This is a genomic window from Chromobacterium vaccinii, from assembly GCF_001855275.1.
GTDB lineage: Bacteria > Pseudomonadota > Gammaproteobacteria > Burkholderiales > Chromobacteriaceae > Chromobacterium > Chromobacterium vaccinii.
In genome coordinates, this window is sequence record NZ_CP017707.1 from 2,646,592 (window position 1) to 2,659,677 (window position 13,086).

12 protein-coding genes are annotated in these 13,086 nt (G+C 63.1%); 3 read left to right on the forward strand and 9 right to left on the reverse strand.

Annotated features, from left to right (window positions below; all coding sequences use genetic code 11):
* Nucleotide 1: 1 nt before the first annotated feature.
* From BKX93_RS12345 to bioD, 4 genes are all read right to left on the reverse strand, one after another.
* A complete protein-coding gene (locus BKX93_RS12345; RefSeq protein ID WP_070980025.1) occupies nt 2-544 on the reverse strand; it encodes a cytochrome c oxidase assembly protein in 543 nt (180 codons plus the stop codon).
* A gap of 14 nt (nt 545-558) precedes the next feature.
* Entirely contained in the window at nt 559-2,196 is a 1,638-nt protein-coding gene (gene ctaD / locus BKX93_RS12350) for a cytochrome c oxidase subunit I (RefSeq protein WP_070980027.1), read from the reverse strand.
* Between the two features lie 13 nt (nt 2,197-2,209).
* Nucleotides 2,210-3,325, reverse strand: a complete 1,116-nt coding sequence (gene coxB, locus BKX93_RS12355) for a cytochrome c oxidase subunit II (protein WP_070980028.1) — start codon at nt 3,323-3,325, stop codon at nt 2,210-2,212.
* 174 nt (nt 3,326-3,499) lie between these two features.
* On the reverse strand, nt 3,500-4,132 hold the full coding sequence (gene bioD, locus BKX93_RS12360) for a dethiobiotin synthase (protein ID WP_070980030.1): 633 nt from the start codon (nt 4,130-4,132) through the stop codon (nt 3,500-3,502).
* A 228-nt stretch (nt 4,133-4,360) separates the two neighbouring features.
* Between bioD and BKX93_RS12365 the strand changes: the two genes are divergently transcribed.
* Nucleotides 4,361-4,804 (forward strand): hypothetical protein, encoded by a 444-nt coding sequence (locus tag BKX93_RS12365; protein ID WP_021478391.1) that lies wholly within the window; start codon nt 4,361-4,363, stop codon nt 4,802-4,804.
* Between the two features lie 272 nt (nt 4,805-5,076).
* On the opposite strand, the gene BKX93_RS12370 is transcribed toward BKX93_RS12365, so the two are convergent.
* From BKX93_RS12370 to BKX93_RS12380, 3 genes are all read right to left on the reverse strand, one after another.
* A complete protein-coding gene (locus tag BKX93_RS12370) occupies nt 5,077-6,864 on the reverse strand; it encodes a 2-isopropylmalate synthase (RefSeq protein ID WP_070980032.1) in 1,788 nt (595 codons plus the stop codon).
* 185 nt (nt 6,865-7,049) lie between these two features.
* Nucleotides 7,050-8,453, reverse strand: a complete 1,404-nt coding sequence (locus BKX93_RS12375; protein ID WP_070980034.1) for a sensor histidine kinase — start codon at nt 8,451-8,453, stop codon at nt 7,050-7,052.
* A complete protein-coding gene (locus BKX93_RS12380; RefSeq protein ID WP_046156262.1) occupies nt 8,443-9,099 on the reverse strand; it encodes a response regulator in 657 nt (218 codons plus the stop codon). Before BKX93_RS12380 ends, BKX93_RS12375 begins: the two co-directional genes overlap by 11 nt.
* Before the next feature lie 206 nt (nt 9,100-9,305).
* Between BKX93_RS12380 and BKX93_RS12385 the strand changes: the two genes are divergently transcribed.
* Both BKX93_RS12385 and asd read left to right on the forward strand, forming a co-directional pair.
* Nucleotides 9,306-10,292 carry a DUF2860 family protein gene (locus BKX93_RS12385; protein WP_070980036.1) on the forward strand — a complete coding sequence of 329 codons (987 nt, stop codon included), beginning with the start codon at nt 9,306-9,308 and terminating at the stop codon, nt 10,290-10,292.
* Between the two features lie 216 nt (nt 10,293-10,508).
* Nucleotides 10,509-11,351, forward strand: coding sequence for an archaetidylserine decarboxylase (asd, locus tag BKX93_RS12390; protein WP_046167691.1), 843 nt, complete (start codon nt 10,509-10,511; stop codon nt 11,349-11,351).
* Nucleotides 11,352-11,492: 141 nt separating this feature from the next.
* Here asd and BKX93_RS12395 read toward each other — a convergent pair whose 3' ends face one another.
* A complete protein-coding gene (locus BKX93_RS12395) occupies nt 11,493-11,855 on the reverse strand; it encodes a hypothetical protein (protein ID WP_144408815.1) in 363 nt (120 codons plus the stop codon).
* A 178-nt stretch (nt 11,856-12,033) separates the two neighbouring features.
* Nucleotides 12,034-13,050, reverse strand: a complete 1,017-nt coding sequence (gene ilvC, locus BKX93_RS12400; protein ID WP_070980037.1) for a ketol-acid reductoisomerase — start codon at nt 13,048-13,050, stop codon at nt 12,034-12,036.
* Nucleotides 13,051-13,086: the final 36 nt, after the last annotated feature.

The window sequence follows — 13,086 nt, forward strand, 5'->3', positions numbered from 1 at the left end:
CTCATCCCTTTCCCTGGCCCGGCACATCGAACACGGTATAGGCCAGCGTGATGCTGGTGATCGAGGCCGGCAGCTTGCGGTCTATCACGAACACGACCGGGAAGGTGCGGGTCTCTCCGGGCTGGAAACGCTGCTGGGTAAAGCAGAAGCATTCCAGCTTCTTGACGTACTCGCCGGCCTCGGCCGGCAGGTAGCGCGGCAGCGCCTGCCCCACCACCACGCGCGGGCTGGCGTTGGTGATCCGGTACTGAACCTGGACGAAAGTGCCCGGCTTGACCTTAAGATGAGTGGTCAGCGGCTGCACCTGCCATGGCAGGCCTGCCTGCACCGTGGAGTCGAAAGTCATCCTGACCTCGCCGTCGCCGGCGATCAGGTCCTCCTTCTCCAGCTCGTCCGCCTTGACGACGTCGTTGAGGCCGGTTTGCTCGCACACGATGCGGTACAGCGGAATCATCGCCCAGGCGAAAGCGAACATCAGCGCGACGATCAGCACCAGCCGCTTCACCAGCCGGAGGTTGCGCCGCCGCATCGCCATCGCGTCCATGCCCCTCTCCCCGCTCAATGCGAATGCCCGTCCCCGCCTTCCTGGCAGGACAGGATCACGCCGTTCTCGCCGACCTCGACCCGCGGTGCCTGCTCGAAGCTGTGATAGGGCGCCGGGGTCGGCAGCTCCCACTCCAGCGTGTTGGCGCCCTCCCAGGGCTTGTGCGGCGCTTTTTCGCCGTGACGCAACGTGTGCAGGATGTTGTACAGGAAGATCAACTGGCCCAGGCCGAACATGAAGGCGCCGACGCTGGCGATGCGGTTGAAGTCGGTGAACTGCAGCGCGTAGTCCGGAATCCGCCGCGGCATCCCGGCCAGGCCCAGGAAGTGCATCGGAAAGAAGGTGACGTTGAACCAGATCATCGACCACCAGAAATGCAGCTTGCCCAGCTTCTCGTTGTACATCCGGCCGCTCATCTTGGGGAACCAATAGTAGATGGCGGAAAACAGGCTGAACAACGCGCCGGCCACCAGCACATAGTGGAAATGGGCCACTACGTAGTAGCTGGCGTGCAACTGGATGTCCACCGCCGCCACGCTGAGCGTGATGCCGGACAGGCCGCCGATGGTGAACAGCAGGATGAAGCCTATCGAGAACAGCATCGGCGTCTCGAAGCTCATCGCGCCTTCCCACATGGTGGCGATCCAGTTGAACACTTTCACGCCGGTGGGCACCGCGATCAGCATCGTCGCGTACATGAAGAACAGCTGCGCGGTGGCCGCCATGCCGGTGACGAACATGTGGTGCGCCCACACCATGAAGGACAGGATGCCGATGGAGCTGGTGGCGTACACCATCGAGGTATAGCCGAACAGCGGCTTGCGGGCGAAGGTGGGGATCACCTGGCTGACGATGCCGAAGGCCGGCAGCGCCATGATGTAGACCTCGGGATGGCCGAAGAACCAGAACACGTGCTGGTAAAGAATGGGGTCGCCGCCGCCGGCCGCATTGAAGAAGTGGGTGCCGAAATGACGGTCGGTCAGCACCATGGTCACCGCGCCGGCCAGCACCGGCATCACGGCGATGATCAGGTAGGCGGTGATCAGCGAGGCCCAGGCGAACATCGGCATCTTCATCAGCGTCATTCCCGGCGCGCGCAGATTGAGGATGGTGACGATGATGTTGATCGACCCCATGATGGAGCTGATGCCTAGGATGTGGATGGCGAAGATGGTCATGTCCATGCCCATGCCCATCTGCGTGGACAGCGGCGCGTACAGCGTCCAGCCGGCGGCGGCCGCGCCGCCCGGCACCGCGAACGACATCAGCAGCAGCAGCGCCGCCGGCGGCAGCAGCCAGAAGCTCCAGTTGTTCATCCGCGCGAAAGCCATGTCCGGCGCGCCTATCATCAGCGGCAGCATCCAGTTGGCCATGCCGGTGAAAGCCGGCATGATGGCGCCGAACACCATGATCAGGCCATGCAGCGTGGTCAGCTGGTTGAACAGCTCCGGCTGGAAGAAGCGCAGGCCGGGGCTGAACAGCTCGGCGCGGATGCATAGCGCCAGCACCCCGCCGGTGAGGAACATGGTGAACGAGAACCACAGGTACATCGTGCCGATGTCCTTGTGGTTGGTGGCCATCAGCCAGCGGGCGATGCCATGCGGCTTGCCGTGGTGGGCGCCGCCGGCGTGGGTGGTTTCCGCGATTGCCATGAAGTCCGACTCCTTATGCCGCCTTGCCGCGCGCAGCCTTCACTTCCTTGGGCTGCACGATCTGGCCGGTATGATTGCCCCAGCTGTTGCGCTCGTAGGTGATCACCGCCGCGATGTCGGTATCGGACAATTGCTTGCCCCAGGCCGCCATCGCCGGATTCTTCTTGCCGCCGAACAACACGATCTCGATGTGGCCGGCCTTGTCGCCGGTGACGATGGGCGAGCCGTCCAGCGCCGGGAAAGTGCCCGGGATGCCCTTGCCGTTGGCCTGGTGACAGGGCACGCAGTTCTGGGCGTAGATTTTCTCGCCGCGCGCCTTCAGGTCCTCCAGCTTCCACACCTTGTTGGGATCGTCGGCGGCGGCTGCCATCTGCTTGAGCTTGGCCGCGCGCCACTTCTCATAGTCGGCCGGCGACTTGGCCTCCACCACGATGGGCATGAAGCCATGGTCCTTGCCGCACAGCTCCGAACACTGGCCGCGATATACGCCGGGCTTCTCGATCAGCATCCAGCTGTCGCGCAGGAAGCCGGGAATCGCATCCTGCTTGACCCCCAGCTGCGGCACCCACCAGGAGTGGATCACGTCGTTGGCGGTCAACAGCAGGCGGATCTTGCGGTCGGTCGGCACCACCAGCGGCTCGTCGACTTCCAGCAGGTAGTTGGCAGGCTTCTGGATGGTTCCCTCGATCGCTTCCCGAGGGGTGGCGAGATGGCTGACGTAGCCGAAATTGTCGTCCAGGTAGTCATAGCGCCACTTCCACTGGTATCCGGTGATCTTGATGGTCATGTCCTCGCTGCGGGTGCCCTTCTGCGCCAGCACCGCGCGGGTGGCGGGAACCGCGATGACCACCAGGATCAGCAGCGGCACCACGGTCCAGATGATCTCCACCGTGGTGTTCTCGTGGAATTGCTTGGCCTCGTTGCCAGCCGATTTGCGGTGATGAAAGATGGAATACAGCATCACCAGGAACACCACGGCGAAAATCACGCCGGTGACGATCAGCAGCATGGTATGCAGGTGATATTCGGTGCGGGCCAGTGGGGTGACCGGCTGCTGCAGGTTGAACTCAGCCGCGGCCGCGCTCTGGACGGCCAGCAGCAGGCATAGCGGAATGCGCAAACAAGACATGTTGCCCCCTAGGTCAAGACGACCGACACAATGCACTGCATGCACAAGCACCGGCTTGTCGCCGGCATGTTTTCATCGTAGGAGCAATGTCAAGAAAAACAAGAATGCGTCATGACGCGGCGCAATGCGCGCGGAACGGGGCATGGGCGGCGGCGGCCGCCCATGGGAAGACGCTCAGGCAGCCGGCCGGTAGGGGATTTCCAGCAGCAGCGGCGCCGGAATATGGCGTTTGAGCGTGGCCAGGTTCTCCGCATACGCAGCTTGCGGCGGCTGCGCGCAGTTGGCCACCCAGCCAGCCAGCTCCAGCCCGCTGTCTCGCACCGCCTTCGCCGTCAGCAAGGCGTGGTTGATGCAGCCCAGCCGCATGCCCACCACCAGGATCACCGGCAGCGCCAACGCCTGCGCCATGTCCGACATGAACAGGCTGTCGGACAGCGGGGCCAGCCAGCCGCCCGCGCCCTCCACCAGCACGATGTCGGCCTGCTCGCGCAAGCGCCGGCAATGATCGACGATGCGCGGCAGCTCGATCTCCACGCCAGCTTCGCGCGCGGCGATGTGCGGCGACACCGGCGGCAGGAAGCGATAGGGATTCATCAGTTCCAGGTCGGTCTGGCCAGTGGCCGCGGCGAGCCTAGCCACATCGTCGTTCCACCAGCCGCCGTCTGGCAGAATTTCGCAACCGGACGCCACCGGCTTCATCGCCAACACGATCTTGCCCTGCTCTCGATACGAACGGACCAGTTCGACGGCGGAATGGGTCTTGCCGATCTCGGTGTCGGTGCCGGTGATGAAATAGCCTTGGCTCATGCTCGCTCCCGATTATGGTTGTCCCGCCCAAACGCCGAATGAATGCGGGCCGGGACCGACGTTTTACACTAGGCCGCGCCGATCTTTCAATACTTCCGGCGCCAACGATCACGGTCTCCGCTTTCAACGGGGCATGCGCAATCCCATAGGCATAAAGAACAGGTAGCCGGATAAAGGCCTGCTTGCGACATGCCAAAATCGCAATCCTCAACTTTTTAGGAACTCGCCATGAAAGAGAGCGAAGCTTTGGCCGCGTTGGCCGGCATGGGCATCATGGTGCTGGTGGTGGTGGGCGCTCTGGTGCTGGCGGTCAGCATCTTCTATTTCCTGACCCTGCATCAGACGATGAACGCCGTCGGAGAAACCCATCGTCCGCTGGCCGGCGGCCTGATCTGGCTGGCGCTGATACCCGGCCTGGGGCTGGTCTGGTACATGATCTACATCCTGCTGCTGTCCAGCGCATTGCGCAAAGAGCTGGCGCAGCGGCAGTTGCCGGGCGACGGCGGCTTCGGCATCAGCCTGGCGCTGGTGATCTTGCAGGTGCTGTGCTTCATTCCTTACGTCAATCTGCTGGCCGCGCTCCCCGCTCTCGCGCTGTGGATCGCGCACTGGGTGAAAATGGCCGGCTACCGCAGGCTGTTGCAGCCTGCCCAAGCGGCATTGGCGGCATAGCAAGCCGCAGCCGCTCTGGCTTTCGCGGCAGATAGGGACCGCGCCCTCGACGTGCCAACGCCGACCTTGTGGGTCGGCGTCGTGCCGTCGGCCTTTTGAGCGTGGGCGCGATGATTTCGGCCGGATAGGCCTGCGCAGGATTTCACGCGGGATGGAGTGAAAGCCTTTTGGCTTGGCGGCTCGGGCCGCGGGGCGCAACGACAAGAACGGGATGGAAAACCTTGCCGCCTCCCCGCGGCCACGAGCCGCCGCGCCGGGAAACTTCAGTCGGCTCAGACCACGGCCTGAGCGCTCACCTTCTCCTCTACGGTCAGCTTGTTCAGCGCCGACAGATAAGCTTTGGCGCTGGCGACGATGATGTCGGTGTCTGCGCCCTGGCCGTTGACGATGCGGCCGCCGCGCGACAGGCGCACCGTCACCTCGCCCTGGGACTCGGTGCCCTTGGTGATGGCGTTCACCGAATACAGCTCCAGCTCGGCGCCGCTGTCGACCACCGCTTCGATCGCCTTGAACGCCGCGTCCACCGGGCCGGAGCCGCTGGACTCGCCGCGCTGCTCCTCGCCGTGCTCGACGAACACGATGCTGGCCAACGGCGGCTCGCCGGTTTCGCTGACCACTTTAAGCGACACCAGCTTGTAGTCCTCGCGCTCGATGTTCACCATCTCGTCGGACACCAGCGCGTGCAGGTCTTCGTCGAAGATCTCGCGCTTCTTGTCGGCCAGCTCCTTGAAGCGGGCGAAGGCGGCGTTCAATGCCTCCTCGCTGTCCAGCACGATGCCCAGCTCGGACAACTTGGTCTTGAACGCGTTGCGGCCGGACAATTTGCCCAGAGTCAGGCGGTTGGCGCTCCAGCCCACCGATTCGGCCGACATGATTTCATAGGTTTCGCGGTGTTTCAGCACGCCGTCCTGATGGATGCCGGACTCGTGGGCGAAGGCGTTGGCGCCGACGATGGCCTTGTTCGGCTGCACCGGATAGCCGGTGACGGTGGACACCAGCTTGGATGCCGGCACGATCTGCGTGGCATCGACGCGGCTGTCCACGCCGAACACGTCGCGGCGGGTCTTCACCGCCATCACGATCTCTTCCAGACTGGCGTTGCCGGCGCGCTCGCCCAGGCCGTTGATGGTGCACTCCACCTGGCGCGCGCCGCCCAGCACCGCCGCCAGGCTGTTGGCCACCGCCATGCCCAGGTCGTTGTGGCAATGGGCGGACCAGACCACCTTGTCGCCGCCCGGGGTGCGGGCGATCAGCTCGCGGAAGAAGGCTTCGGTCAGTCGCGGCACCGCGTAGCCGACGGTGTCCGGCACGTTCAGCGTGGTGGCGCCGGCCTTGATCACCTCGCCGAAGATGCGGGCCAGGAAGTCGATGTCGGAACGCAAGGCGTCCTCGGCGGAGAATTCGACGTCGTCGGTGTATTCGCGGGCGATCGTCACCGCCTTCACCGCAGCCGCCACCACCTCGTCCGCGCTCATGCGCAGCTTCTTTTCCATGTGGATGGGGCTGGTGGCGATAAAGGTGTGGATGCGGCCGCGCGCGGCCGGCTTGATCGCTTCGCCGGCGGCGCGCACATCGCGCTCGTTGGCGCGCGCCAGGCTACAGACGGTGGAATCCTTGATGGTTTCTGCGATCGCGCGGATGGCGTCGAAATCGCCGGGGCTGGCGGCGGCGAAGCCGGCTTCGATGATGTCCACGCCCAGGCGCTCCAGTTGGCGCGCGATGCGGATTTTCTCTTCCTTGGTCATCGAGGCGCCCGGCGACTGCTCGCCGTCGCGCAAGGTGGTGTCGAAAATGTAGAGGCGCTCGCCCATGTCGATAGTTCTCCCTGCCGCCTGGTTCGGCTCTCCGACCAGATAGTCGTTGAAATCAAAGCGCCTGCCCTGTCCGGCGGCCAGCTGCGCCAGCCGGCTCAGCTGGGTCAGCGGCAGGCTGCCGCGTTCCCTCCATTTGTATATCGCTGCGCGGCTCACCGGCTCGTCGGGGAACAGACGGTTCAGTTCGTCGGCCAGATGGCTCGGCCCGCCGAAGTCCGCGACCAGTCGTTCAATATCCACTTGCATCAATGTGCTCCTGCAGCATGTTTTGAACCAGACTACTCAAACATGAGACACAAGGTCAAATTTGACAGGAAAAATCTGTGTCAAATTCGTCACAAGACATGTCTAACTTTATTTATTAGACAAATTGTAGAATTTAATCGTAAAAAAAGGCGCCCTCTGGCGCCCGCACAAACGTGGCAAAGCATCTAATTTGGCGACCACCAGGGCAGGCTGACATGAAACGCCACGCCCCGGCCTTCCAGCCCCTCCGCCATCCGGATGCGGCCGCCTTGCGCCCGCACCGCCTGCCAAACAATGGCGAGCCCCAGGCCGGAACCCGGCGCAGATGCAGCCTTGCCCCGGTAAAAGCGCTCGAACAGATGCGGTTTGTCCTCGACGGCGATGCCAGGCCCGTCATCCGCCACCGCCAACTCTATCCGTCCATCGGCGGCGGCAAGCCGCACCCGGACGCGACCGCCGGCTCGGCCATACGCCACCGCATTGGACAGTAAATTGTCGACAATCGAGAGGAAGGAAACCAAGGCCAGGCTGGCCAGCAAGCCATCTGGCGACTCCAGCTCCAGCTCCATGCCCTTTTCTTCGGCCCGCGGCGACAAGCCGATCAAGGCATTGCGCGTCACCTCGACCAGATCGACCTGTTGCCGGCGCTCGCTCTCCACGCTTTCCAGCGCCGCCAGCCGCAACAGCTGCTGCACCAAATGGGAATGCCGGGCCACCGCCTGCTCCAAAGCGGCCAGGTTTTGCTGCCTGGCCTCGGCATCCTCCTCGCGGGCCAAGGCATGCGCCTGCGTGGAAATCACCGCCAACGGCGTGCGCATCTCATGGGCGGCATCCTGCACGATGGCGCGTTCGCGAGCGATGCTGTCGCGGCTGCGCCTCAGCAACTGGTCCAGCGCCTGGACAATGGGCTTCAACTCCCGGTAGGGCAAGCTCATGGACAAAGGAGAAAAATCATCGGAGGCGCGACGGTTCAGATAATCGGCCAAGCGCCTCAGCGGCAGCAAGCCGCGCGAAATGGCGAGCCACAGCGGCAGCAGGATTAGCGAAAAAGCAATGACCAAGGGCGCGATATATTGCTTAGTTATGAAAGGCAGCACTTCCTCGTCTGGAATCAGCGGTTCGAACACAGTCAAATATCCAGCGGGATAGAGACGCTCCGCCACCCGATACGCTTTTCCTTTCAGCTGAACCACGCCCTTATTCAAATCGCGCGCCGGCAGCGCGGTGGCCGGGGCGCCCGGCGAAGCGTAGATCCGCTCGCCTTGCCGCGTGCGCGCGGAAATCAACAAATCGCCCGGGTGATCGATTTCGACCTTGGAAGCCACGTTGATGCGCCGCGATGCGTTGAATAAGCGATCCGCCGTCTGCAAGGCTTGCCGATTTTGCTCCATTCCGCCAGGCGACAGCACCTCGGAAAGCAGATCGGTCACTCTCCACAAAACTTGGCGGCGGGATTCCGACGACCTCGACTCCTGGTATTCCCGCCCGACCAGCGCCAGCCATATCAAGGCGAAAGCCAGCAACAAAGCCAGCAACACCCGCCTCGTCAGCGACGGCGCCAAACCGTCCGCCAGCCGCTTAAACCACATATTGATAGCCCACGCCGCGCACGGTGCGGATGCGTTCGGCGCCTATCTTGCGGCGCAGATTGGACAAGTGCACCTCTATCGTCGCGCCGTCGACAATATCGCCAAGCGGCTCCAGGCGTTGCCCCAGCACCGTCTTCGACACGATGCGGCCAGGATCGCGCGCCAGTTCCACCAATAATCGGAATTCGCGAGGCGACAAGTCCAACGCCAGGCCGTCCAGCCAAGCCAAGTGCACGCGGGGCTTGAGGCTCAGCGCGCCCAGGCTCCAGACTTCGCTGGCCTGGCGGGCGCTGCGGCGGCATACCGCCCGCACTCTCGACACCATTTCCGACACCGCGAACGGCTTGCACAGATAATCGTCGGCGCCATCATCCAAACCCGCCAATTTATCGTTCAAATCGGCGCTGGCCGTGATCATGATCACCGGCACGGCGATCTGCCTGGCCCGCCAGGCGCGCAACAATGCCAAACCGCTGCCGTCCGGCAGACCCAAGTCCAGCAATACGCAATCGAACCGGTCCGGCTCGAACAGTGCGTCCGCATCCGCCAGCTGGCGCACCCATTCGGTCGTCACCGCTTCGGCTTTCAACGCGGCCTGCAAAGCCCGCCCCAGGTCCAAGTCATCCTCAACAATCAATAGATGCATTTTCGTTTTCACCGCGACAATCTTTGGCTTAGCAAAAGGTTGGCATACGCATACTTGCGCCATGCGAACGGGATGCCCTCTCTTTGCGCTGGCCATGGAGTATATGGTCGCGCGCTCAAGACAGACAATCGGCTTGGCCATCCAAGGCCAGGATGAATTGCCCGCCCGGCGACCCGCTCTTTTCACTCCATCCAAAGGAATATCCGATGAAACATCATGCCGTATTGATACTGCTCGCACCTTTGCTGGCAGTCGCCGCAGAGAATGAACAAGACGGTTTCTCCGGGACCTTCCAGCTAGGCGTCAGCCACTATCAACTGGCCAGCAATTACCTCAAGGCGCCGAACGACGGCCGCTCCAGCGCCGCCAGCCTGACGCAATCGCCGGCTTCGCAATCCGGCACCGCCCCCCTGTTCGAAGGCGAATGGAGCTATGGCTTCGCCGGCACTGGCACCCGGCTCTTCATCTCTCCTTCCAACACCACCTCCTTCGCTGCGGGAGGCGGCATGCAGTTCGGCGTGCGCCAGCAACTGCCGCAAGCCGGCGCGGTGTCGGCGGCGCTGACTTATGGCGAGAGCGAAGTATGGCTGGACCCCTATGCCTTGAATGTCGCCCGCCAGGACGGCAAGCTGAAAAGCGCGGGTCTGGCGCTAGGCTGGTCGAACATCCTGAATACGCCGTTCAGCGCCAACTTCAGCTATGCCAGGCAAAAGCTGGGCAATGAGCAAAGCGGACAGGCGCAAGGCTTGACGCTGGCCAATCAAGCCCTGCTGCAGCGCAATGGCAACAACTACGGCGTCCAAGCCGCTTATGCCTGGAAATTGGACAACCAGGGCGCGCATACGCTGTCCCCTGGCCTGATATACGCGCGCGCGGATCTGGACGGCAAGGCGATGAGCACCCGACGCTACGGGGTTCAATTGGCTTACGCCTACCAAGGCGCGGACTGGGACGCCACGACCTCGCTCGTCGCGCTTCGCACCCGCTATCAAGCCGGCAATCCGGTCTTCTCCGGCCAGAAAGCGGATAGCCGCAACGCTTTGCTCAGCCTGGGCCTGACCCGGAAAAACCTGTTCGGCGCCAAGGCCTGGTCCGCCTTTCTCAGCGGCAACTATGGCCGCTCCAACTCGGACCTCGCTTATTTCAACGAGCATATCCGGGAAGTGTCCATCGGCATGGGCTACCATTTCTGATCCAGCCGAAACGCGCGGCTATCGTCGCCAAGGCGCACGCTGGCGGCCCGCCATTCAGAGCGGCGCCGGATGGCTGCGGCGCTTTCTGTCGCGCGCTCGGCCATCAGGTGAAATCGGCGTGGCCCGCGCGAAAGCGCCGCGTCATCGGCGGACGGCGGGCCAGCCCCGCTTAGCTGCGATATAATGGGCGGTTAAACTCATCATCAGGAAATGCCCGTGTCCGAGCGCCTGTTCGTGCTGTCTCAACATATCCTGCCCAAACTGGCGCTGACCCGGCTGGCAGGCTGCTTCGCCGGCTGGAAGGGCGGCGGCGTCACCACGGCCGCCATCCGCCGTTTCATCGCCCGCTACCACGTCGACATGAGCGAAGCCGCCAACAGCGATCCGGCGGCCTACGCCACCTTCAACGACTTCTTCACCCGCGCGCTGCGGCCCGGCGCGCGGCCGCTGGCCGACGCCCGCCTGCTTTGCCCGGTGGACGGCGCGGTCAGCCAGCTGGGCCCGATAGACAGCGGCCGCATTTTCCAGGCCAAGGGCCGCGACTACAGCGCCGCGGCGCTGCTGGCCGGCGACGCCGAGCTGGCCGCCCGCTTCGCCGACGGCCACTTCGCCACCATCTACCTCAGCCCGCGCGATTACCATCGCATCCACATGCCCTGCGCCGGCAGGCTGCTGGAAATGACCTACGTGCCCGGCGAGCTGTACTCGGTGAATCCCGCCACCGCGCGCGGCGTGGACCGGCTGTTCGCGCGCAACGAGCGCGTGGTGTGCGTATTCGAAGACGAGCAGGGACAACCGTTCGTGATGGTGCTGGTGGGCGCCACCATCGTCGGCAGCATGGCCACCGTCTGGCACGGCGTGGTCAATCCGCCGCGCCGTCCGGCGCTGGAGAAATGGGATTACCGCGGCCAGGACATCCGCCTGGCCAAGGGCGAGGAAATGGGCCGCTTCCTGCTGGGCTCCACCGTGGTGCTGTTGTTCCCGGCCGGCCCGCTGAAATTCAATCCGCAATGGCAGGCGGCCAGCCCGGTTCGGCTGGGCGAGGCGATGGCGTCGTAAAGCCGCGCCGCGGATTGGGACGCAAAACGGCTGTCCTTTGTACGCAGCGCCCACTGCGATACGGACAGCCGTTTGTCCAAGCCGCGCCAGCCACAACCGCTGGCCAAGGCCGACAGAACGTACGCGAAGCGATGCCCTAGCTTACTCGCACTTGCACTGCAGCGTGACCTTGTAGTCCTCATCCCCGCCGCGGGAAACAATGCCCAGCGTGCCCAGCTTGAGCACGATGTCCGCGGCGGTTTTCGCCGCCTTCATCACCTCGCCGTCCCCCTGGTCTTTGGATTCTTCCTTCCGATCCAGGATGACCAGCTTCTTGTCTTGCTTCTTGCAAACCTCGCCAGCCTTGCCGACGGCGTTTTCCACCGCATCCTTGTACGAAGCCGCAGTGGCCACCGCGGTAAAGCTGCCTTCCTGCTGCGGCAGGATCGTGGCCTTGAAAGAAGAGCAGGCCGACAACCCTAAAACAGCCCCCGCCAATAACAACAAATGCATCTGATGTTTCATGAACTTATCTTGGTTTTCAACAGCTTTTCAGCAGTAGATCAATTACTCGGAATCTACAATATTAATGAAAACTAACATTTACTACAAAGTTTATTTATAAGTTTATTTCTTTATGTTATTTACGTGAAAAAGCCGGGCTCTCGCCCGGCTTCGTCATCGACAACAGACCGTTGATCGATCAGTTCTTGGACTGGTCCACCAGCTTGTTCTTGGCGATCCACGGCATCATCGCGCGCAGCTCGGCGCCGACCTTCTCGATCGGGTGCGCGGCGGTCAGGCGGCGGCGGGCGGTCATCGCCGGGTAGTTGGTCTTGCCTTCCAGGATGAACATCTTGGCGTACTCGCCGCTCTGGATGCGGTACAGCGCCTTCTTCATCGCTTCCTTGGTCTGCGAGGTCACCACTTCCGGGCCGGTCACGTACTCGCCGTACTCCGCGTTGTTGGAGATCGAGTAGTTCATGTTGGCGATGCCGCCTTCGTACATCAGGTCGACGATCAGCTTCAGCTCGTGCAGACACTCGAAGTAGGCCATTTCCGGCGCGTAGCCGGCTTCCACCAGCGTCTCGAAGCCGGCCTTCACCAGCTCGACGGCGCCGCCGCACAGCACGGCCTGCTCGCCGAACAGGTCGGTCTCGGTTTCCTCGCGGAAGTTGGTCTCGATCACGCCACCCTTGGTGCCGCCGTTGGCCGCCGCATAGGACAGCGCCACGTCGCGCGCCTTGCCGGACTTGTCCTGGTAGACGGCGATCAGCGTCGGCACGCCGCCGCCCTTCAGGTACTCGGAGCGCACGGTGTGGCCCGGGCCCTTCGGGGCCACCATGATCACGTCGACGTCGGCCGGCGGCACGATCTGGTTGTAATGGATGTTGAAGCCGTGGGCGAAGGCCAGCGCCGCGCCCTTCTTCAGGTTGGGCGCGATGTCCTTGTGGTAGACGTCCGGTTGGGATTCGTCCGGCAGCAGGATCATCACCACGTCGGCCTTCTTCACCGCCTCGGCCACTTCCTTGACCTTGTGGCCGGCTGTTTCGGCCTTCTTCCACGACGCGCCGTCCTTGCGCAGGCCGACGACGACGTCGACGCCCGACTCCTTCAGGTTCTGCGCGTGCGCATGGCCCTGCGAGCCGTAGCCGATGATGGCCACTTTCTTGCTCTTGATGATGGAGAGGTCGGCGTCTTTGTCGTAATAAACTTTCATTTCTTTATCCTTGGTATTTGTTTGCTAAGGGACTTG